Annotated in this window: 16 protein-coding genes; 7 read left to right on the top strand and 9 right to left on the bottom strand. The window is 65.9% G+C overall.

Going from position 1 to position 22,916, the window contains the following annotated elements:
* Positions 1–172: 172 nt before the first annotated feature.
* A complete protein-coding gene (locus J2X21_RS17435; RefSeq protein WP_310330705.1) occupies positions 173–1,801 on the top strand; it encodes a glycoside hydrolase family 43 protein in 1,629 nt (542 codons plus the stop codon).
* Positions 1,802–1,999: 198 nt separating this feature from the next.
* Positions 2,000–5,158 (top strand): TonB-dependent receptor, encoded by a 3,159-nt coding sequence (locus tag J2X21_RS17430; RefSeq protein ID WP_310330703.1) that lies wholly within the window; start codon positions 2,000–2,002, stop codon positions 5,156–5,158.
* Between the two features lie 81 nt (positions 5,159–5,239).
* On the opposite strand, the gene J2X21_RS17425 is transcribed toward J2X21_RS17430, so the two are convergent.
* Both J2X21_RS17425 and J2X21_RS17420 read right to left on the bottom strand, forming a co-directional pair.
* Entirely contained in the window at positions 5,240–6,817 is a 1,578-nt protein-coding gene (locus J2X21_RS17425; RefSeq protein ID WP_310330701.1) for a glycoside hydrolase family 43 protein, read from the bottom strand.
* Positions 6,814–7,872, bottom strand: a complete 1,059-nt coding sequence (locus J2X21_RS17420; protein ID WP_310330700.1) for a LacI family DNA-binding transcriptional regulator — start codon at positions 7,870–7,872, stop codon at positions 6,814–6,816. Before J2X21_RS17420 ends, J2X21_RS17425 begins: the two co-directional genes overlap by 4 nt.
* Before the next feature lie 223 nt (positions 7,873–8,095).
* Here J2X21_RS17420 and galB point away from each other — a divergent pair, with 223 nt between their 5' ends.
* The 5 genes from galB to J2X21_RS17395 all read left to right on the top strand — a co-directional run bounded on the left by galB (position 8,096) and on the right by J2X21_RS17395 (position 15,549).
* Positions 8,096–10,810: a beta-galactosidase GalB gene (galB, locus tag J2X21_RS17415; RefSeq protein WP_310330699.1), complete on the top strand. Its 2,715-nt coding sequence runs from the start codon at positions 8,096–8,098 to the stop codon at positions 10,808–10,810.
* Entirely contained in the window at positions 10,807–11,829 is a 1,023-nt protein-coding gene (locus J2X21_RS17410; protein ID WP_310330697.1) for a substrate-binding domain-containing protein, read from the top strand. Before galB ends, J2X21_RS17410 begins: the two co-directional genes overlap by 4 nt.
* 151 nt (positions 11,830–11,980) lie before the next feature.
* Positions 11,981–13,066 carry a LacI family DNA-binding transcriptional regulator gene (locus J2X21_RS17405; RefSeq protein WP_310330696.1) on the top strand — a complete coding sequence of 362 codons (1,086 nt, stop codon included), beginning with the start codon at positions 11,981–11,983 and terminating at the stop codon, positions 13,064–13,066.
* A 245-nt stretch (positions 13,067–13,311) separates the two neighbouring features.
* Complete coding sequence (locus tag J2X21_RS17400; RefSeq protein ID WP_310330694.1) at positions 13,312–14,400, top strand: LacI family DNA-binding transcriptional regulator; 1,089 nt, start codon at positions 13,312–13,314, stop codon at positions 14,398–14,400.
* Between the two features lie 63 nt (positions 14,401–14,463).
* Positions 14,464–15,549, top strand: a complete 1,086-nt coding sequence (locus J2X21_RS17395) for a GGDEF domain-containing protein (RefSeq protein ID WP_310330692.1) — start codon at positions 14,464–14,466, stop codon at positions 15,547–15,549.
* 5 nt (positions 15,550–15,554) lie between these two features.
* On the opposite strand, the gene J2X21_RS17390 is transcribed toward J2X21_RS17395, so the two are convergent.
* From J2X21_RS17390 to J2X21_RS17360, 7 genes are all read right to left on the bottom strand, one after another.
* Positions 15,555–16,313, bottom strand: coding sequence for a substrate-binding periplasmic protein (locus J2X21_RS17390; RefSeq protein ID WP_310330691.1), 759 nt, complete (start codon positions 16,311–16,313; stop codon positions 15,555–15,557).
* Between the two features lie 461 nt (positions 16,314–16,774).
* Entirely contained in the window at positions 16,775–17,971 is a 1,197-nt protein-coding gene (locus J2X21_RS17385; protein WP_310330689.1) for a hypothetical protein, read from the bottom strand.
* A gap of 1 nt (position 17,972) precedes the next feature.
* On the bottom strand, positions 17,973–19,010 hold the full coding sequence (locus J2X21_RS17380) for a TniB family NTP-binding protein (protein ID WP_310330687.1): 1,038 nt from the start codon (positions 19,008–19,010) through the stop codon (positions 17,973–17,975).
* An 81-nt stretch (positions 19,011–19,091) separates the two neighbouring features.
* The gene (locus tag J2X21_RS17375; protein ID WP_310330685.1) at positions 19,092–19,328 is read right to left on the bottom strand and encodes a hypothetical protein; all 237 of its coding nucleotides are present in this window, start codon (positions 19,326–19,328) and stop codon (positions 19,092–19,094) included.
* A 13-nt stretch (positions 19,329–19,341) separates the two neighbouring features.
* A complete protein-coding gene (locus tag J2X21_RS17370) occupies positions 19,342–21,369 on the bottom strand; it encodes a hypothetical protein (protein WP_310330683.1) in 2,028 nt (675 codons plus the stop codon).
* Position 21,370: 1 nt separating this feature from the next.
* A complete protein-coding gene (locus J2X21_RS17365; protein ID WP_310330682.1) occupies positions 21,371–22,084 on the bottom strand; it encodes a hypothetical protein in 714 nt (237 codons plus the stop codon).
* 516 nt (positions 22,085–22,600) lie between these two features.
* Positions 22,601–22,861: a DNA-binding protein gene (locus J2X21_RS17360; protein ID WP_310330681.1), complete on the bottom strand. Its 261-nt coding sequence runs from the start codon at positions 22,859–22,861 to the stop codon at positions 22,601–22,603.
* Between the last annotated feature and the right edge of the window lie 55 nt (positions 22,862–22,916).

The following is a 22,916-nucleotide window of genomic DNA, read 5'->3' as shown; positions in this document are numbered from 1 at the left end:
CCAGCGAGAAAGCCTCCATGCGGGCCTGCACGCCGCAAACCTGGGCCAGCGTGGCCGGCTTGATGGCCTCGGCCCCGCCGCTTCCCTGGACCTCAGGGTAGACCCATCCTTGCGACTACCACTGATATCGCTACCATGCATTTGGTAGAACTATCAATCATTTGGAGACGCTGTGAAACTGAAGTCCCTGAGCGGCGCCGTGCTGGCGCTGTCGCTGTCCATCGCCAGCGGTGGTGCGTTTGCGCAAGCCACCCCGAACGCCAAGATGCCGGCCACTTTCGACAACCCGGTCGTCAGCGGCTTCGCGTCGGACCCCAGCGTCTGCCGCTCGGGCGATGACTACTACCTGGTCACCAGCACCTTCGAGTACCTGCCGGGACTGCCGGTCTATCACAGCAAGGATCTGGTGCACTGGCGGCTGATCGCCAACGCACTGTCGCGGCCCGGTCAGCTCACCTTTGCCGGCCGCAAGAGTTCGCAGTCCATCTTCGCGCCCACCATCCGCTGCGAGCCCGGTCGCTTCTACATCGTGACCACCGACGTCGGCGGCATCGGCAACTTCTACCTGACCGCCACCGACCCGGCGGGCGAATGGTCGGACCCCGTGCGGCTGCCGGAATCGGTGTTCGGCATGGACCCGTCGTTCTTCTTCGACGATGACGGCACGGTCTACTACACCCGCCACGGCGGCGGGCGCAACGGCGGCGTCTACCAGGCACGCGTGGACCTCAAGGCCGGCAAGCTGCTGGAGGAGCCCAAGCTGATCTGGAGCGGCATGGGCGGCATCTGGCCCGAGGGCCCGCACCTGTACAAGCGCAACGGCTGGTACTACGTGATGATTGCCGAGGGCGGCACGTCCTACGACCACCGCATCACGATGGCCCGCTCGCGCTCGCCCTGGGGGCCGTTCGAGCCGCATCCGAACAACCCGGTGCTGACGCACCGCAACCTGCCTGACAGCCCCTTCCAGGCGCTGGGCCATGCAGACCTGGTCATGACGCCCAAGGGCGACTGGTGGGCCACGTTGCTGGCCATACGCCCGCAGCAGGCGGGTGGTGGGCGTCATCACCACATCGGCCGCGAGACGCTGCTGTCGCCGGTGCGCTGGCGCGAGGATGGCTGGCCGGAGTTCGGCCAGAACGGCACGCTGGCGCAACCGCAGCCCACGACCGGCCTGCCGGCCTGGGTGCCGTGGCCGGCCGCGCCGGTGCGCGAGACCTTCGCTGCCGACAAGCGCCTGCCGCTGCACTGGACCTTCCTGCGCAGCTATGCGGATGGCCTGTGGTCGCTGAAGGCCCGGCCGGGCCATCTGCGGCTGACGGGGGCGCGAATCGGGCTGGATGAGATCGGCACCCCCAGCTTCATCGGCCGTCGCCAGGAGCGGCTCAACCAGCGCATCGCGACGCAACTGGACTTCAAGCCCGCCTCCGGTGGCGACGTGGCCGGCCTGGCCTTACGCATGAACGAGTCGCACCATGCGCTGCTGCAGGTGACGGGCGGCGACGAACGCCGCGTCGAGTGCGTGCAGCAGTTGGGCGGCAAGGCCAAGGTGCTGGCCAGCGCAGCGGCGCCGGCCGCACCGCTGCAACTGCAGGTGCTGGCCGATCCGCGCAGCTATTCGCTGGCCTGGCGGACGGGAGACAAGTGGCAGGTCTTGTGCAGCATCCCCACGCACGAACTGTCCACCGAGACGTCCACCGGCTTCACCGGCGTCTACATGGGCTTGTACGCCCGCAGTGCGACGGAGCGCCCCGCCACGGCGGATTTCGGCTGGGTGGAGTTCGAGGCGCTGGGCCCCTGACCCCGTCGCCGGGCTTGGCGCCCGCGCAACAGTCATTCACAGACCGGGAAAACGATAGGGCATCGGCCGCGGTACAGAACTAGACTGAAATGATTGCGTTACCAATCATTTGGTTAACTTACCAGCTGAGTCGGACCGCCGCGCAAGCGGCACGCAATCACCACCGGGTCCAAACCGGGCCGATAAAAGGAGACAAGAGTGAACGCTTATTCGAAGGGCGCTGGGCAGCGCCGCATCGCCGTTGCACGTGATGTGTTCGCAACCACGATGCTGGCCAGCTTGATCGCCAGCGCCTATGCACAAGGGGCCACGCCGCCCGCAGATGCGGCTTCGGCGCCGGCCGCCAAGGGCAACACGCTGGAGACCGTTACCGTTACCGGCTACCGCAGCTCGCTGGCCAATGCGGCGCGCGAGAAGCGTGACGACATCGGCCTGAGCGAAACGGTGTTCGCCGAAGACATCGGCAAGTTCCCCGACTCCAGCATCGCCGACTCGCTGTCGCGCGTGCCCGGCGTGCGCGTGAACCGCGCGACCATCGACGGCGAAGGCCTGAACATCTCCATCCGCGGCATGGGCGCCAACTTCACGCGCGTGCTGCTGAACGGCGCGCCGATGGCATCGGCCTCGGCCGGCCACTGGGGCGGCACGATCAGCGCGAACCGCGAAGTCGACATGGACTTCCTGCCGTCCGAGCTGTTCCGCAGCGCCACCGTCTACAAGAGTCAGCGCGCCAGCGTGCTGGAAGGCGGCATCGCCGGCACGGTGGACATGCGCAGCGTGCGCCCGTTCGACAAGCAAGGGTTCCGCTCGGCCTTCACCGTCAGCGGCAACTACCGCGACCAGGTTGGCAAGTGGAGCGACACCGGCTCGGCGCTGGTCAGCAACACCTGGCGCAACAACACGCTGGGCGACTTCGGCGTGCTGGTCGGCGCGGCGTGGGGCAACACCAGCTACAAGACCACCGGCTTCCAGACGGTGGACATGCGCAACTTCCAGCTGAAGTCGTTCCAGGCGCTGCCCAGCGACAACCCCAACAACACCGGCGGTGGCAACCAGTCCACGCCCGACACGGTGCCGTCCGGCCTGGCACTGTCCGCGCTGCCCGACTACGCCCGCGCCGTTCTCGGCACGCCCGGCCGGCAGATCAACCGCGACATGCTGCTGGCGCTGAACCCCGGTGCCAACATCAAGCAGATCGACAACGCGCTGATGGGCCGCCTGGGCCGTCATCTCAGCTATGAAGGCGAGCGCGAGCGCGCCAGCGGCATCGTCAGCCTGCAGTGGCGTCCCAACGAGAAGTGGGACATCTACCTGGACATGATCGGCGCCGAGAAGTCCAACAAGATGGTCTACAACGCGATGAACGCCGGCACGCGTGCCAACACGGTCATCCCGGTGGGCATGGAGTTCGACCGCAGCGATTGCACCAATGGCTGCGTGCTGACCAAGGCACAGTTCGCCAACACCTTCTGGTCGCTGGAGTTCCGGCCCATGGAGGAGAAGACCAAATTCTGGAGCTTCAACCCCGGCTTCGAGCTGCGCCCCAACGACAACTGGACCATCGACGCGCACTTCAACCTGACCTACAGCGACTTCTACCGCGACATGCCCACGGTGCTGCTCGCCACGCAGTCCGCTCCCTCGGTCATCACCTACGACAACTCGCGCCCGGGCGAGGTGCCGCGCTACTCCAGCAACCTCGACGTCAACAACCCGGCCAACTTCGGCTGGTACCAGGCGGGCCAGGGCCTGTCGGGCCTGCGCATGGACCTCTACGACCGCCGCAACACGACGAACGGCTTCCGCGGCAACGTGAAGTGGGGCGATGAGATGTTCAACGTCAAGGCCGGCGTGGCCGTCGATGACATCGAGCGCCGCTACCGCAGCTACTCGGTCGCCGACGCGTGGATGAACGTCACCTGCGGCGGCAACATGAACTACCGCTTCTTCGCGCCCAACACGCAGCTGCGCCAGCCGGGCTGCGACGGCCGCACGACGACCGGCCCCATGACCGACGCCGCGACCGCCTACCCGGGCTTCGGCCGCGGCTCCACGACGGGTGTGACGACACCGCTGGCCTACCTGGGCTCGGTGATCCCCAACGCCAAGGTGCCCGAGTACGCGATGGCGTCCAGCCAGGGCTTCATCACGGTCAACTGGGACAAGTTCGCCAAGGACACCGACTACCAATACTTCCGCGACAACATCCACCGCGGCTTCAACAACGGCAGCGGCGGCTACATCCGCGAGAACGTCTATGGCGCCTATGCCGAGGTCACGGGCATCCTGAGGCCGTTCGGCCGCACGCTGCGCTACAACGCCGGCCTGCGCTACACGGAGACGCAGCAGACCATCGGCGAGGTCATCGCCCAGGCCGATCCGCGCAACACCGGCATCGGCAACGGCGGCCAGTACGACAACCTGGCGGTGTGGAACTACGAGTCGGCGACGTACAACAACCTGATGCCGTCGGCCTCGTTGGCCTACAACATCCTGCCCAACCTCATCGCCCGCTCCTCGATCTCCAAGTCGATGACGCGCGCCAATCCGGCCGACCTGCGTCAGACGCGCCTGACCATCGGCGACCAGGGCGCTCGCCAGGGCAGCGTGACCAACCCCAACCTGACGCCGTTCAAGTCCAACAACTTCGACCTCGCGCTCGAGTACTACATGACCCGCGAGGCTTATGTTGCACTGAGCGGCTTCGGCAAGGACCTGATCGGCCGCCCGGGCAACCGCATCGTCAGCTACACGCTGGCGCAGCTGGATGCGCTGTACGGCACCGTGGGTCTGACCGACGCGCAGAACCAGGCGGTCATCGCCAGCGGTGGCCGCGATCAGCACCGGGTGGAAATCACCGAGCCCTACAACATCAGCACCAAGCTGAAGGTACGCGGCGCCGAGCTGACCTGGCAGCAGCCGCTGGACTTCCTGCCGGTCAAGGGTTTTGGTTTCACGGCCAACTACACGTACACCAAGCAGACGGACGAGCTGCCCAACGCGCTGCCGGTGGCCGGCGTGCCGCCGCGCACCAACAACCTGACGCTGTACTACGAGCGCAATGGCTACAGCTTCCGCGTGTCGCGCCAGTACCAGTCCGAGCACATCGTGAATGCCAGCGTGGGCCTGTCCACGCCGGGCGCCTACATGTGGACGACGGCGCGCACGCAGATCGACGCTTCGGCCGGCATCAACTTCAAGCACGCCTTCGGCTTCAAGTACGACACCAGCCTGAACCTCAGCGTCTGGAATGCCACGGATGCGATCAGCCGCACCTGGGTGCAGTTCCCGGGGGCCGTGTTCGACGAGTACAAGCCGGGTCCGAGCTACAACGTCTCGCTGCGCGCGGCGTTCTGATGATCCAAGGCTGCCGGCGGCGGCAGCCTCCAAAACGAAACGCCCCGGCATGCCGGGGCGTTTTTCTTGCGGGCGCTGTCGTCAGCGGGGTGCGTCGCGCTGGTCGCTGAAGCGGAACCCGTCCACATCCATGCGGCCGCCGGCCGCACCAGGGTTGAAGCAGAAGAGGGCGTACTGCGGCCCCTGGAAGGTGCCGGTGCGCCAGTCGTAGATCAGCGCGAACTCGTCGCCCAACGGCTGCCAGCGGCCATCGGTGGACCAGGACAGCCGGCCACGCGCGCGCTCGAAGTCCAGCTCGGTGCGCAGCAGCACGCGCGGGCCCGGCAACGCCGTGCGGGCAACGGGCAGCTCGGTCTGTGGCTTGCCGTCGCCTTCGTCGACCTGGCCGCCCATCTGCAGTTGCAGGCTGCCGTCGTCGAGCCGCGTCGCCGCGATGTGCGCGTTGACCTTGCCGATGACGCCAAAGCCGCAGCGGTCGCCCGGCGCCAGGCCTTGCAGATCCAGCGCGACGTCGGCGCGGCTGTAGGGGCCTTGGCCTTTTTGCGTCAGCGTGTTGCGCGCGGTCCAGAACGTGCGTGCGCGCGTGGCCTGCAGGCGCAGGAAGCCGGGGCGGGCGGTCAGCGACCAGCGCGTGTTGTCGGGGTTGTGGTTCCACGCCCATTGCAGGCCCAGCTGCGGCGTGTCGAACTCGTCCGACGTGGCCGGCTGCTGCGGGGTCTGGCCCTGTACCGGCTTGCGCGCCACGGCCGGCACGCGGTCGGGTGCTTCGGGTGTGCCCCAGACGGGCCAGTCGTCGCGCCAGAAGATGGGGCTGAGGTTGGTGATGCGGCCGATGCTGGGCTTGTCCTGCATGACGAAGCCCCACCAGCGGCCATCGGCCAGGTCCACGATGGCGCCCTGGTGGCCGCCCGTCTGCGCGCTGTTGATGGAGTTCACCGTCTCCCACGGCCCGGTCAGCGACCGGGCGCGCGAGATGGTCATCGCGAGCCGGCGCGGAATGGCGTTGAACAGGTAGTACCAGTCGCCGCGGCGGATCAGCTTGGAGCCTTCGGCGCCCTGGATGTAGTGGATCTTGCGCGCGGCCGTCACCGTCGTCAGGTCCTTGCTCAGCGATAGCAGCGTCACCGTGCCGTCGCTGCCGATGGCCGTCGCGATATGGGCGCTGCCGTCGGTGTCGAAGAACAGCCCGGGGTCGAAGGCCGCGCGGTCCAGCGAGTGGCAGCGCCAGGGGCCCGCAATGTCCGTCGCGCGGCAGATGCGCGTGTTCTGGCCCACCATCGTGAAGGCGATGACGAACTGGCCGTCGTGGAAACGCAGGCTGGGCGCGAACACGCCGCGCCGGTAGACGCTGCCGCCGTTCAGGTCGAAGGCCGGGCCGCCGTCCAGCCTGGGCAGCACATGGCCCGCGATGCGCCAGTTGATGAGGTCGCGCGAATGCAGCAGGCGCAGGCCGGGCGAGTTCGCGAAGGTCGTCGTGGCGAAGTAGAAGTCCTCGCCCACGCGGATGATGTCGGGGTCGGGGTAGTCGGCGTTCAGCGGCGGGTTGGTGTAGCTGCCGTCGCCGTTGTCGGCCTGCCAGGCCAGCGTGGGTGCGGTGGCCAGCGCGAGGCCGGCCGCGCACAAAGCGGCGGCCAGGCGCGTTGCCAGGGGCGATGTCATGGGAGGTTGTCCTTCAGGTAGATCTCGATGCGTATGGGTTCGATGTCGGCCAGCTCGCGCTGCCGCGTCAGCCGGGCGAGCGCGAGCCGGCACGCGGCGCGGGCCTCCTGCGCGGCGGACTGGCCGATGACCGCGCTGGCACTGCCATCCAGCAGCGCCGCGCGCGTGTGCGGGGTCAGCTCATGACAGACCCAGGCCAGGCGGCCTGCAGCGCCGGCCTCCTGCAGCGCCCGGTGGATGCCGTCGTTGCCGGCGCCGATGCTGTACAGCCCCACCAGCTCGGGATGCCGGGCCAGCAGTTCGGCGACCAGCGGCTGCGCGGCCTCGGGCCGGTCGCGGCATTCCAGCGGCGGCAGCGGTAGCAGCTGCGGGTGGTCGGCGGCCAGCGCCTGCCGGAAGCCCTGCAGCCGCTCGGCATGGTCTTGCAGCGCGTGCGAACCCATGACGATGCCCACCGGCCCGCGGCGGGTGCCCACGAAGCGGCCCAGCAGCGCACCGGCGGTGCGGCCCGCGGCACCGTTGTCGATGCCTACGAAGTGGTTGCGCGCGCGGGCCGCGATATCGGAAACCAGCGTCACGACAAAAGTACCGTCGAAGGCCATGCGCTCCACCGCATCGCGCACCAGCGGGTGGTCCTGCAGCATCAGCACGACCGCGTCGTACTGGCCGCGCAGCCGCTTCACGGCGGCCGATGCCGCCGCGGGCGAGAACGCGTCGGTCGTGCGCACGTCGACGCGCGCGCGCTGTTCGTTCAACCATGGCGTCAGCGCATGCAGCGCCTCGCGCAACTGCTCGACAAAGCTGTTCTGGCCGGCCGGCAGCAGAAAGCACAGCAGCCAGCCGCCGCAACGGGTGGACGGCTCGCTGGCGGTGTCGTCCAGGCGCTGTGTCAGCCGCTGCACCGCCTCCTGCACGCGCAGCAGCGTGCGGGGGCTGACGCCGGGGCGGCGGTTCAACGCGCGGTCCACCGTGGCCAGGCTGACGCCGGCTTCGCGTGCCACGTCATGCAGACGGGCGCGCAGGTCGGGCAGGGGGGCGGGTGACGACGACGCCATCGCTGCGGCGAAGGGCTCAGAGCGCGCTCGTCGCGGGCAGCAGCAACGGCATGGGGGCCGGGTCTTGCCCGCAAGTCGTCAACTTCATGAGCGGTCTTGTCTCTTTGTTGTTGGTATCGCTATCATAGGTATCAACCATGTCGCTACGCCTGGCGTTTCCACCTAGTCTGTCGCGCTGGCGGCGACGGCTGAGAACGTTACCAACTACAACAGGAGACTCTTGATGCTTGGCAACCCCTGGCGGCGCGTGGCGGCCGGTCTGGTCTTGTGCGTCGTGGCGGCCCTGCCGGCTGTCGCCCGCGAGCGCGTGGACCTGGCCGCCGGCTGGCGCTTCCACCGCGGCGACCCCGCCGGCGCGCAACTGGCGTATGACGTTCGCCCGGAGGTCAAGCAGTCGGCCGATGGCAAGGTGGCCGACGCGCGACCGGACGAAGCCGTGCGGACCCAGGCCGGCGCGCAGGACCGCGTGCTCAAGCCCTGGGTGCTGCCCAGCGCCAACCCCTTCATCAAGGATCCTGCAAAGCGCCATCGCCGCCCCGACGGCCATCCCGGCAGCGAGGTGGCCTTCGTCCAGGCCAGCTTTGACGACAGCGGCTGGCAGTCGGTCACGCTGCCGCACGACTGGGCCGCCGCAGGCCCCTTCCTGGAGACCGGGCCGTACGGCGGCATGGGGCGGCTGCAGACCTGGGGGCCGGTTTGGTATCGCCGCGCGCTGGACATCCCGGCAACTGACAAGGGCCGCTCGCTGTTCCTGGACGTGGACGGCGCGATGTCGTACGCGACGGTCTGGCTCAACGGCAAGCTGGTGGGCGGCTGGCCTTATGGCTACAACTCCTTCCGGCTGGACCTGACGCCCTGGGCCCAGCCGGGTGGCGCCAACCAGTTGGTGATCCGCCTGGACAACCCGCCCGAATCGGCGCGCTGGTATCCCGGTGCCGGCCTGTACCGCAAGGTCTGGCTGACCAAGACCGATCCGGTGCACGTGGCGCACTGGGGCACGACGGTGACCACGCCCAAGGTGTCGCCGCAGGAAGCCACCGTCGTCGTGGAGGTGCGCGTCGACAACGACGGCGCCGCGACCGCGCGCGTCGATGTGCTGACCGAGATCTTCGAGCTGGACGCCGACGGCAGGCCCGCGGGCAAGGCCGTCGCCGCGGCATGGAAGCCGCAACTCGACGTGCCGGCACAAGGGCAGGGCGCTGCGACGATGTCGCTGCGCATCGCCAAGCCGCGGTTGTGGGGCCCGAGGCCTCAGCAGCAGCCGCATCGCTATCTGGCCGTCACGCGCGTGACGGGCAAGGCGGGCATGCTGGATCGCTACGAAACACCTTTTGGCATTCGCACACTGCGCTTCGACGCCAACACCGGCCTGCACGTCAACGGCCAACCGGTGAAGCTGCAGGGCGTCAACCTGCACCATGACCTGGGTGCGCTGGGGGCGGCGTTCAATGTGCGCGCCGCCGAGCGGCAGATCGAGATCATGCAGGCCATGGGCAGCAACGCGATCCGCATGTCGCACAACCCGCCAGCGCGAGAGTTCCTGGAACTGACCGACCGCATGGGCGTGCTGGTGGTGGACGAGATCTTCGACTCCTGGGAGCGCAAGAAGACGCCGCTGGACTTCCACCTGATCTTCCCCGACTGGCACGAGGCCGACCTGCGCAGCATGCTGCGCCGCGACCGCAACCACCCGTCGGTCATCATGTGGAGCATAGGCAACGAGGTGGGCGAGCAGTACACCGACAAGGCCGGCGCCGCCATCGCACGCCGCCTGCATGAGATCACGCGCGAGGAAGACGCCACGCGGCCCACCACCACGGCGATGAACTTCGCCAAGTCCGACATGCCGTTGCCGGCCGAGGTGGACCTCATCAGCCTGAACTACCAGGGCGAGGGCATACGCCAGGACCCCGAGTTCATCGGCACCGACCGCATTCGCACGCCGCCGCAGTACCCCAACTTCCACGCCAAGTTCCCGGACAAGCTCATCCTCAGCAGCGAGACGGCGTCGGCCTTCAGCAGCCGCGGCGTCTACCTGTTCCCGGTCGCGCCGGCGAACAGCTCCATCACGCGCGACGGCCGTGGCGGCGACTCCAAGGCGCTGCAGGTCAGCGGCTATGAGCTGTACTCGGTGGACTTCGGCTCATCGGCCGACAAGGTCTTCGCCGCGCTGGACGCCCACCCTTACGTGGCCGGTGAATTCGTCTGGACCGGCTTCGACTACCTGGGCGAGCCCACGCCCTATTACGCGGCCCGCAGTTCCTACTCCGGCATCGTGGACCTGGCCGGCTTCCCCAAGGACCGCTTCTACCTGTACCAGTCGCGCTGGCGCCCCGAACTGCCCATGGCGCATCTGCTGCCGCACTGGACCTGGCCGGAGCGGGTTGGGCAGGTCACGCCGGTCCATGCGTTCACCAGCGGCGACGAGGCCGAGCTGTTCCTGAACGGCCGGTCTCTCGGCAAGCGCAGGAAGGCGCAGGGCCAGTACCGGCTGCGCTGGGACGACGTGGTCTACGAGCCGGGCGAGTTGAAGCTGCAGGCCTGGCGGGACGGCAAGCCCTGGGCGACGGCCAGCGTTGCCACCGCCGGCCCGGCCGCCGCGCTGTCGCTGCAGGCCGACCGCTCAGCCATCGCCGCCGACGGCAGCGACCTGAGCTTTGTCACGCTGCGCATCACCGACAAGCAAGGCCGCACCGTGCCGCGCGCCGATGCCCGCATCCGCTTCAGCATCGAGGGCGCGGGCGACATCGTCGCCACCGACAACGGCGACGCCACCAGCTTCGAACCCTTCCCGTCGACCACTCGCAAGGCCTTCAGCGGCCAGGCGCTGGCCATCGTGCGCGGCCGCGCCGGCGCTCCAGCCCGGCTGGTCGTGCGCGCGCAAGCCGACGGCCTCGCGCCGGCCGAAATCACCATCCACACCCAGGAGACACGATGAACCTGATCCGCAGCAGCGGTGCCGCCCTCGCGCTGGCCGCACTGGCCTTGTCCGCGCAAGCCGCCAAGGTCGGCGTCAGCTGGGCCAGCTTCCAGGAGGAGCGCTGGAAGACCGACGAGGCCGCCATCAAGGCGCAACTGGCCAAGGACGGCCACAGCTACCTCAGCGCCGACGCGGCCGGTTCGCCCGAGAAGCAGCTGTCCGACATCGACAGCCTCATCGCCAAGGGTGCGCAGGTGCTGATCGTGCTGTCCATGGACAAGGACGCCATCCTGCCGGCCGTGCGCAAGGCGCAGCAGCGCAAGATTCCGGTCATCGGCTACGACCGCCTCATCGAGGCGCCCGGCGTGTTCTACATCACCTTCGACAACAAGGAGGTGGGGCGGCTGCAGGCCAAGGCCATCCTGGACGTGAAGCCAAAAGGCCGCTACGTGATGATCAAAGGCTCGCCCACCGACCCCAATGCGGACTTCGTGCGCGCCGGCCAGCAGGAGGTGCTGGAGCCGGCCATCAAGCGCGGCGATGTGCAGATCGTCGGCGAGGAGTACACCGACGGCTGGCGGCCCGAGGTGGCGCAGAAGAACATGGAGCAGATCCTGACCCGCACCGGCGGCAAGGTGGACGCGGTGGTGGCCTCGGCCGACGGCATTGCCGGCGGCGTGGCAGCCGCACTGGCCTCGCGTGGCCTCAAGGGCCTGCCCTTGTCCGGCCAGGACGGCGAGTTCGCCGCGCTGAACCGCGTGGCGCTGGGCCAGCAGACCGTGTCGGTCTGGAAGGACTCGCGCATGCTGGGCCAGAAGGCCGCCGAGGTGGCCTCCGCGCTGGCGGCGGGCAAGCCCGTGGTGGGGGCGCAGAAGTGGAACAGCGGCGAGAAGAAGACGGCGCTGGACGCCTTACTGCTGACGCCGGTGCCGGTCACGCGGGCCAACCTGGATGTGGTCGTCAAATCCGGCTGGATCGGCAAGGCCGAGCTGTGCCGGGGCGTGAGCGGCGCCTCGGCGCCGGCCGCCTGCAAGTGAGGTGAGGGCGGCTGGTTGCACCGGCCCCGTGCAAACGCTGAGGATCGCGCTGTCCGCAACGGCTACAGTGAGGCATGATTCGCCAATCACAAAATGGTAGCGAAATCATTTTCCAAACACTTAAGGCCGCAGTGAACCACCGAGGTCGAGATTGAACCAGCCCTTGCGTCAGCGGCGTCGCACCAAGCTCGCAACGATCGCGGATGTTGCCGACATGGCCGGCGTGTCGCCGATGACCGTGTCGCGCGTCGTCAATGGCGAGGCCAACGTGCGGCCCGAGACGCGCGACAAGGTGAGGGCGGCGGTTGCCGCGCTGAATTACCAGGCCCATCCGTCGTCGCGACGTGTCGAGAACACCGATGCGATCAGCATCGGCATGGTCTATCACGACCCCAGCGTCGGCTATCTGAACGACTTCCTGATCGGGCTGCTGAACAAGGCCAGCCTGCGGCACGTGCAGCTGGACGTGCAGCGCTGCGAAACGCGCGACGACGAGGAGGCCATGGTGGGCACGATGCTGGCCAGCGGCCTGGACGGGCTCATCCTGGCGCCGCCGTTCTGTGATGCCGAGCGCCTGCTGGAGATGGTGACGAACAGCGCCACACTGGCGGTGGCCGTGTCCAGCGGCCGCCCGCACGAGCGGGTCAGTGCGGTGGGCATCGACGACTATCGCGCGGCCTACGACATGACGCGCCATCTGTTGCAGCTGGGGCACCCGCGGCTGGGCTTCATCCTGGGCGACAAGCATCAGCATTGCAGCCAGCGGCGCTTGGCGGGCTTCCATGCGGCCGTGCGCGACGCCGGCCTCGACCCGGCCCGGATGGCGTTGATGGCCCAGGGCGACTTCAGCTACCGCTCCGGGCTGGATGCCGCCGAGGAGCTGCTGTCGGCAGATGTCCGCCCGACGGCCATCTTCGCCAGCAACGACGACATGGCCGCCGCCACGGTCGCCATCGCGCACCGCAAGGGGCTGGACGTGCCCAGCGACCTGACCGTGGTGGGCTTCGACGACGCGCCTCTGGCCACAACGATCTGGCCCGAACTGACGACCGTGCGCCAGCCCATCACACAAATGGCCGGCGCCGCGGTGGATCTGCTGGTGCGTCACATCCGCGCCCGCCGCGCCGATGAGCCGCTGCCTTGCGAGCATGTGCTGATGGGCTATGAACTGGTGCGCCGGCAGTCCGACGCCGCGCCCCGCTCGCGGCCGCCCCTGCGGCTGAGCGCGCTGGGCTGAGCAGCCAGCGCCAGGCGAGGGCAGGGATGCCCGGCCGGCCGTCGGCTCCGGTCGATCAAATCCCGTGCCGCGTTGATCCTGCTTGGGTCATCGCCCACCTCACGCTGGGGTGGTTGCGCGCGAATCTGAGGTGGTCCATCTCGTTTCGATATCGCTTCGCACGGAAATGTGATCGCCGGCATCGCACCCCCTTCCTAACATCGACGCGATCGAAAGTGGCATCGCTACCAGAAAGGAAGACGACCGTGACGACAGACGCAGAACAGAAGGCGGTTCCCAAGTCGGCCACCGTGTCGGACGTCGCACGTCTGGCCGGCGTGTCCGCGATGACCGTGTCCCGGGTCATCAACGGCGAAACCACCGTCAGGCCCAGCACGCGGGAGAAGGTGCAGGCCGCCGTGACGGCGCTGAACTACATGCCCAACCCCGCGGCCCGCAAGCTGGCGGGATCGCGACCCATCCTGATCGGCATGCTCTACAGCGACCCGCGCGCGGGTTATCTGAACGGCTTCGTGCTGGGCCTGCTGGGCAAGACCAGCCTGCGGCATGTGCAGCTGAACGCCCAGTACTGCGCGCCGGACAGCGACGGTGAAGCCGCCGTGGCCGAATTGATCGCCAGCGGCATCGACGGGCTGATCCTGCCGCCGCCGTTCTGCGAGTCGCCGGCCATCCTGCGGCAGGTCGCGAAGAGCGGCACGCCGGCCGTTGCGGTCTCGGCCGGTGCGCCGGCCGACGGCCTGTACGGCGTCGGCATCGACGACTACAAGGCGGCCTACGAGATGACGCGCCACCTGCTGTCGCTGGGGCACCAGAAGCTGGGCTTCATCAAGGGCGACCCCGGCCAGCGCAGCAGCGAGCGCCGCCTGGCGGGCTTCCATGCCGCGGTGGCCGACGCCGGTCTCGACCCGGACAGCGATGTGAGGGTCGCGTCGGGCATGTTCACCTACCAGTCGGGGCTGGATGCCGCCGAACAACTGCTGGCCGGCGGGCCGAACCGGCCGTCCGCCATCTTTGCGAGCAACGACGACATGGCCGCTGCCACGGTGGCCATCGCGCAGCGGCTGGGGCTGTTCGTGCCCAGCGACCTGACCGTCGTCGGCTTCGATGACGCGCCGTTGGCCACGACGATCTGGCCCGAGCTGACCACGGTCAGGCAACCCATCGGCGAGATGGCCAGCGCCGCCGTCGACCTGCTGGTCAGGCACATCCGCGCCTGGCGCAACGGCGTGAGGCTGCCGGTCAGCCAGGCGTTGATGGACTACACGCTGGTGCGCCGGCAGTCCGATGCCGCGCCCAAGGTCCGGCCGACGATGCGCCTGAGCATCGTGGCCTGAGCGCCCGCGCGCACTTACAGGCGTGAGTTGCCTTGCGGCAGGGCCTCGCGCAACATGCGGGAGATGAATTCGCCCGCAGACACTCCCAAGGTCCAGATTCCCAGTCTTCTGAGCAAGCTCGGAAAGATGACGGCCATCCGCGACACGTCGCTGCTCGAGCAAAGCCTGCTCAAGACCTTGTGCCCGATGCTGGGCGTGCTGGACTCTTCTCTGTACCGCATCGACGAACTGACCCAGGCGATCCGGGTGCTGCATCACCATCACTCGCGAGTCATCGAGTCCGATGGCCTGGCTCGCATGGTGGAGCGCAACGAGGAGATCTACAACTCCGCGAAAGTGCCGGCCGAAGTGAGCGGGCTGCTGGAGAACGTGCGCCTGCTCGGCAAGCCCTGCACACGCAGGAAGGCGTCAGGGGAGGGCTTGCTGATCGCCTATCCGCTGTTCGGCGGCAAGGAAATCTGCGGCTACTTCGTGTTCAACCGCGACCGAGAGGTGACGCTGACCGAGGACGCCATCGTCAAGGGCGTGCTGGAGGTGTTCTCCAACTACTTCGACCTGCTGGACGCCAGTCAGCGCGACCGTCTGACGGGGCTGCTGAACCGCCAGGCGCTGGAGAACAGTTTCGACCGCATCTGGACCATCCTGTCCAGTGCAGACGATCCCATCGAGGCGCCAAGCGGGCGCCGCACCGACTCGAACGCGCGTGCGCATTGGGTGGCCGTCATCGACATCGACCGCTTCAAGGAAGTCAACGACAACTTCGGCCATGTCGTCGGTGATGAAGTGCTGCTGCTGGTGTCGCGCGTGATGATGTCCGTGCTGCGCAGCTCGGACCTGCTGTTCCGCTACGGCGGCGAGGAGTTCGTCGCGTTGTTCCCCGCCAAGGACTCCGACGACGCCCATGCGCTTCTCGAGCGCGTCCGGGCCACCGTCGAAGGCCACTACTTTCCGCAGGTGGGCCACGTGACCATCAGCATCGGGTTGAGTCGCGCCAGCACCAACGACCTGCCCCAGGAGGTACTCAGCTGGGCGGACCGTGCGCTCTATCACGCCAAAAAGACGGGCCGGAACCGGGTCTGCGATTACCAGGCGCTGGTGCAAGAGGGCGTGATCGAACAGGCCAGCTACGGCGCGTCGGAACTGTTCTGAACGCGCTAGCGCGGGCGTACCGATTCGTTGAGGTTCTCATCCGGGTGATAGCGCTGGAAGGCGCGCCACGCATCCCCGGACCGGCCGATGCCCTCCAGCATCTGCAACGCGCGCTGGCGATCGGCTTCGCTCAGCGACGAGCGCCGGCTGACGTAGGCGCCGCTCTCGCCCCAAGCCAGTTCAGGCGCCGGCTGAACCTGCAGACGTTCAACCCAGCCACTCAGCTTCGGATCTGATCGCAATGCGCCCGTGACAGCCGTGGGGGTGACGACGGCAACGTCGGCGATTCCAGCGTCGAGATCGCGAGCCAGGGAAACCGGATCGGCGGATTCAATCAATCGGCCCTCAGTCCTGAGTTGCTTGACCAGTGATTGATAGCTGCCGTCGTAGTCGTAGCCCCGAACGACGGCCACGCGCAACTCGCGGTGCCGAAGCAGGTCAGCCACGCTGGTGGCCGGCAGCTGGCGCGTTCGCATCGAGAGCAAGACGGCCCGACTGCGGATGATGGGGACGAATGTGCCGTGCAAATCGCGGCGCGCCGAGCGCCGTGCCGGCACCAGCATGTCCGACTGTCCGGTCTCGAAGAGCAACTCTTGACGAGCGCGGGGCACGACCTGAAAAGCGACCGCGCAACCCGTTTTTGTCCCCTCAGACCTCAGCAGCTCGGGGTAGATGCCACCGATCTCGCCGCCCTTGACCGTGACAGCCATACCGATGGCCGCGACCGGCACTTGCAAGTCTCGCGAGCAACCGGCTTGCGTCATGGCCGGAACGGCAGCCAACAGAACGAGCGCCGTGAAAGCCCGAGTTAGATGACACAATTTAGCCCCCCAGCCATCAACGCTAACACGTTGATTTAAAACGAATTTAGGTTTTAGGGGGAGCAAAATGTTGTCGCGGTCGCGCGTCGCAATTTAGCCCCCCAGGCCTACCGCGACGACATTTTGCCCCGCAGCCTTTGGGCTATTGGAGCAATCAACGCCCTTCGGACGCCAGCAAGTGACCTCCGCCTTGGACACGGGGCGCGGCTTGTCCAAATGCTTCGCTTGATCCCAGCGGATCACGATAGGCTCTTGGCATCCGAGCGTTCATAGCTTCGTCGCGGGACCTGACGTGCCCCGACTCAAGCCACCGGGGCTTGGCCAGAACCGAGGCACGTTGCTACGTTGCTTGATCAGCGAGTGGTCTGCTCGCTCCACCCACCTCTGCTATGTGGACCTTCATTTCACGGCACTGAGAGGAACGTATGCGGGCCGTTGTAGGTGTCCTTGCAAGTAACAAGCACTGGTGAGTACTTCGCTTTTCGCCATTTGCCGAGCCGCGGAGTCCACTCGGCTGTCGTTGCTAATAATGAAGCTGCCTTTAGTGAATCGCTATTCGCCGCCTCAAGGGCGGCCAATTGGTCGTTCCATTGCCTTGCAATCCTTCTTGCGGCGACCCATGCCGCGTCGTGAGCACGGTGACCAGCAGAATTGAGTAATTTGATGTACGGCCCATAGTCATTGGTTAGCAAGAAATCGCCGCTTGTCGGGAATGGCGACCATGGATATTGCCTTTTCCATAGGGTTGCAGCGTGCGCCATGTACGGGACGGTGCTTGAAAGTGGCACTGGGACTCCATGACTGGGCACCGTTACGAGTGCCTTGTATCGGTCGAGGTCTTCGCAAGCGCCGACTTCCAATTGTGTCGGACTATCTTTGACGCTCAGTCCAGCTCCAACACTGGACGGACATCCGTCACCAAACGGACCTAACACCAAAGACCGCGGATCCGGCTCACTGTTCTGGCCGAAAATATAGGAATAGACGGAAAATAGTCTTTTGCCAGTTGCCTCATCTTGAGCGTCTTCGCCAAAGAATTCTGCCAACTGCCATCTCTTAAGGTTCTCCAATCCACTCATGAAGTCTGGCGAGTTCAGCCAAGAGTAGTCGGACAACAAATCCTCCAGACTCTCGATTCCGAGCGGCGTGCTCCAATTACGTGGATCGAGTCCCTGTTCGCTGCCGGCAAACGGAACTAGGCAGTGTGGGCAGCTAAGTGTCGGACTTAAGACGGGCTTGGTGTAAAACCGATCGCGCAGTTCAAAGAGCGGTGTCGGGTGCGAGCAATGCCGGCATCGGTCTTGCAGGGGCTTATTATGAATTGGGCACGTGGGCAGACCCCAGAGCTGAAATATTGCGGCGTGATAGCCCGTGGTGAGGCAAGCGTAGCAGAAACGAAATCTTTTCGAAGCGAGAAAGCTTCGAGCCACGGGCCACCCAAGATCATCGTTGCTGTAATTGCGATCTTGCACCCAGTTCTTGAGGCGGTTGAATGGTACGGAATTCACTAGGGCCGCTTTAGCACCGATGGAAAAAGCCCCCTCCCCGGGGCCTTCCCACTCTGATCGCCAAATCAAGCCGTCATCGGTGGGAATGCTCATATCAGACGAGCGACTCAACGTATCGCGAAGAGGCCACGGACACGTCCCATGCGTCTTTATCGACACCGAAGCCGGAGAAGTCACCGGCGCTTTGATTCTTCAAGAAGTCGACGATAGTGTCGCTCACCCATTGCATCCCGATTTCGCCGATCTTTCTGTTCACCTCGTTTGCGGCCCGTTCGAAGGCTTGCCAGATCTCTTCGGCCTGATCAGCCAGTCGCCAGCCGTCTTCGAAAGCCTTGGGCAGATAGAACTCCGTGTAGGAAATTCCGGATCCCTTCGGAAATTGATACTTGTCGGCATCATCCAACATCGACAGAAAATATCTCAGTTCGCCAACATCGCGAATGCCTGTGAAGGTTCGCAGTTTCATCATGAATCGTCCCCACAGATCCTGACGCTTTTCGCGAAAGTTGCTGCGGGTTTCTTCGATTCGGGAATCCGCGAAGATTGCAGTTGTCAGAGTGATCTTGTGGATATTCAGCAGTTCGTTCGACATGTCGCGCAACCACTCCCACTCGCGGGCGCCCCAGTTCTGACCCTCATCGATGATCAACAAGAACTGGTCGCACTCGGCACTGAGGCAGGCCGCCAGGATGGCTTTCCTGACACGCGCGCCGCGCTCCACTGCCGTGCCGCCCGAGGTCAGCTTCATGGAATCGCACAGGTCACCAAAGAAGACGCGCTCGGACACCTTGTCATGCACTTTGGCGACGACCAGGTGGACAGCCAGGTCCTCGACAGTGCTGCGGATGTTCAGCGAGAGCATCAGGGCGGCGGTGCTTTTCCCGACACGAAACGGCGCCTTGAAGCACAGGCCGAGTTGCCGGTAGGTGACGGCCTCGGTGACGTCCAAAAACGCCGTCTCGATCGACTGGGTGCGAATCTCGACGGGCCGCCTGTTGAGAGGATGGGTCTTGAAGTAGGTATCTCGCTCAAGACCCGGCAGTAGCACCGCGTCACGCAGATCAGTGCCGACATTGGACTGGGACGGCACCTCGACGTCGGATTCGGGCTGAGAGTCAACGAAGTCATTCATGTGGTTCTCCATGCGGCAGCCGACTCGTCGATGAGTACGGCCCCCGCGAAAGGTTGATTTAGAGGGGAAGCAAGCGGCCGGTTACTGCGTGCTTCGCACACGCCAGGGGGAACGCCGCGGTGCCACCCGGCGGGGCATGGTCGGCGGCAGGAACCTCGGAATCGGATGCGCTGGCGCACCGACCGCGCGCTTGAGCCACTTCAGATCCAGCTCCTGGTCGTCGTCCGGACAGGCGCGCAGGTCCTCGAGCTCGACCAACTGTTCGACCTCGCTGGCCGAAAGAAAGTCGTTGACGTCGTGGTCTTGGGGGGTATTCATGTCAGTTCTCCAATCATCTCCATTGCTGCGGGAGGCTCACGCCGACAAGGCGGCGCCTGTTTTCGAATGCCGGTGCGTTGGCGGCTGCCGCGGGAACCCGCGGTGCAGGCGCCGGTGCCGGCTTCGGGCTCGGGCTTGGGGGCGGGTTAGACGTGGCTTTGCGCTGCGCGTCAGCGGCGTCGGAAGCGGCGGCGGACACCTTGGGCTTGCCCTTGGTCGACGCCGATTCACCGGCCTTCGATGCCAGGTAGTCGAGGTAGTCGGCGATCGGATCTCGGTCGTCACCGGACGGAAGTTCTCTGGCCGCAATCAAGGCGTTGATGGCCTTGCGTGTGTCGCGAGAGTGGGGTGCGACTGACCAGCCTCGATGGGTGCAGCGCAACTCGCCCAGTGGGGTGCCGTCGTCAAGGAAGGCCTCGATCGTCCGCATGTCCTCGCCGACGTGGAGGAAGACCTTGCGGCCAATCAAGTCGTAGCGCTTGGCGAGCTCGGGGTTGGTATAGCGCGTTCCGTCGAGTTCGACATACGGTGGCACGCGGCTGCTGAGGTAGCCGTTGATCACGCCGTCCACGATCTCGATCCCAGGGCGCAGCGTTGTTGCACCGTAAGGCGGCCGCAATCGTGGGATCCAGCGCAGATGGTGCTGGTTCAACGAATCGCGCACGGTCTCGAGCGGGCTGCGGCCTCCCAACGACTTGCTGCTCTTGCCGTTGTAGTTGGCCAGCAGCACATCAAGGAGTTGAAGCAGCTCGTGAACCTCGATCCCGCAACCCACCGCCTCCAACACGGGGTCGCCGCGTTGGGGATCCTGTGTGCCGCTACCCATCGTGCTTGGCAAGCGCTTGAAACCGCGTTGCTCAAGCACGCCGAAAAACCGCTCGACGACGGCATTGCGCCACCAGTGACCCACGCCGCCCCAAGCCACCATGCATCCGATCGAGTGGCGCAGACGCAGCTGGATGCCCTTGGCGAAGTGTTGGGCGGCGTTGTCGAGCTGCAGGCCGGCGAAGTTGATTTCTACGATGCCTTCGATCGAGCCGCAAGGGAAGCCGGCGGTCTTGTTGTACTGGACCTCGCCGAGCGTCAGCTCCTTGGGCTGCCACTTGGTCGTGCACATCAGGTAGGCCTGCTCGACATGCTGTGAACTGACCTGGGGCTGGATGCAGACGCTGTAGCCGAGCACGCAGCGGGTTCGCTGGCAGATCAGGACGACGAGCTTGAGTCGGGTGACTGGGATGCGCTGGGGCCCGGCCGGACCTTCCACAATCAGGATGCCGATGCAGTCGATGGTGTGCGCGTCGCATCCGACCATGTCGAACGGGCCGGCTTCGAGCAGAAAGCTCTCATGACCGGTTCCAAGGTGCTGCCTGGCGGCCACCTTGTCGCCAAACCAGACCTTGGTGGTTTTGAGGTTCAGTTCGACATAGGACTTGATGTACCGCTCGATGGAGCGGCGAGCGCAGAAGGGCTTGGTGGAAGTGGCGATGTGCGGGTAGGTCCCCACGGGGATCGCCGCCATGATCTTGCGTATGAAGGCCGTGGCCACCCCTCGCAAGGTGGGCAACTTCGCAGCGATCTTCGTGCCGCCGGCGCCCTTATGGATGAGCGTATGCAGCGTCTTGCGCCATTCAGGATTGGCCGCCAGCCATTGCTCGAACTTTCCGGCGTTGCCCTTGCCTTCGTTGACCCGGGTATAGGTCTTCAGGCGCAGGTGGGCAATGATGCCGGCCCATCCTGCGATCGTCCCCAGGGCGTCAATGGGCTGCAGGCAGCGCCAGAGCTGCTCGTAGAAAACCTCCTTGGTACAACGCGCTTCTTCGAGGGCCTGCGCCAGTTTCCCGCCGGAATCGAGGTAGGTCTTGATGCCGCGTTCCAGCCGTTCGAACCGCTCCTTTGCTTCTGCCGACAGACCGGTAGTGCTGACAGTCGGCCATTTGGTGTGGTCCCGCAGATGGAACGTGATGGCCGCAAAGCCATACCGCTTGATCGGCGGCGGCGCGACCAGCTGGACGTTTCGTGGTGGGAGTACCGTGATCGCCATGTCAATGGCCCTCCCGACGTGCTGTGAAGCGCGTCCGCGCCGTCAGTGGCGCCACGCCCAGGTCGCTTTGGACGGCACCGTTCAATGCCATCTGCAGGACCGCGGCACCGTAGAGGGCTTGGGCCTGACCTGCGCCGAGCTCTAGGCAGTCCTGAAAGCTCACGGCACGGCCCGTCTTCAAGAGCGCGAGGATGTCCTGCTTTGGCTGGCTGAGCGGATGACTCCTGGCAGCCGCGATCCAAGCCAGAGCGCGATGTGTGTTGCGGGTCCAGGTGTCCTCGGCGACGAGTTGCTTGAAGGTCAGCACCTCCAGACGGTTCACGCCGCGCAAGGCCCCCTTGCCGATCGCTTCGCGCAGATCTCGAACGGCCTCCGTGTCGTCGGCCTCCTTGTCGATCAGCCGGCGCCAGACCACCTCGCCGGCGGTCGTCTTGATCTCCGCATCGACGAGTTCCGCGGGCTCCTTGCCCATCAGGGTCGCGAGACGCCCCGACGGAGCGTAGTCGACCTGGTCAACGCCGGGGTCGCGTTCGACTAGCAGGAAATGGAGGTAGCTCAGTCGGCCGCTGAGGACCACGTCCATCTTCATCTTCGAGCTGAAGTGCAGGTAGAGGTCGCCTGCGGTTTCCCCACGCGCCTCGTAGGCGGCCGCCATCTGGCCTCGTATGCGGGTGCCGATCCTGGCTTTTGGCTTGTTGGAGGGCTTCTGGGTCATGGCGCCCCCCTTGTTGGGGTCGCCGCCATGCTCCCCGTATGCCGGAGGGCCGGGAGTGCCGTCTGGACCGAGAGACGAGGCGGGTTTTGTAAACCCCCCGGCAAAAGGATCAGGATTGAGCGGGCGAGGGCGGCCGCCTTGATTGGTGAAGGTGGGTATGTCGGCAGCGTCGGCCGGCGGTTTCTTGAGTTGTAGAGGTGCCTCATGTGGCACTCCTTCAATGAAGGACGGACGAATTCCTTCAGTCGCCCGCAAACCACTTGACGGCTGCGGTCGAACAACTCAAAATCCAACCCTGTAAGACGTGATTTGGGCTTTGAGCCACGCGGAAGCCTGGGAGGTGAGAGTCCCAGGCTTTTGCGTTTCTGAAGGGCGGTTTAGCGCGTCGAGAGGGCGTCGCTACATGTCGAGGCCTCCTTTCAACTGTGGTGGAAATTGCTGCCCGGCTCCCCGGCAGAGCGCGCGGGGGTATCCGGTTTCGAGCGTGGCGTGCCCCTGGAGGCTTACCAGCTGGCCTTAGGGCTCCCCGCCTTTGGCGCGGCCAGGCTTGGCTGCATCGGTGTTCAACGCTGCGGCCTGGGCCAGTTGAGTCGGTGACTTGAGTCCAAGCGCGATCGCGATGCGGTGCGCATGGCCACGGCGACCGGCGGTTCTTCCATTCAAGAGCGCGTAGACGGCGTCGCGGCTGAAGCCGTTGGATGCCGCCCAGTCCGAGACGGATATCCCATTCGATTCAAACCACGCCTTCACGGCGGCTCGCGCACTTTTGTCGGTCATCTCATCGCCTCGACGTTTGGGGCGAAAAGATCTCCGCCCATCCACTTGAAACGAC

It is taken from the genome of Roseateles asaccharophilus, assembly GCF_031458115.1.
Classification (GTDB): Bacteria; Pseudomonadota; Gammaproteobacteria; order Burkholderiales; family Burkholderiaceae_C; genus Pelomonas; species Pelomonas asaccharophilus_A.
The sequence above is the reverse complement of the archived record's forward strand: the minus strand, read 5'-3'. Positions and strand labels throughout refer to the sequence as shown.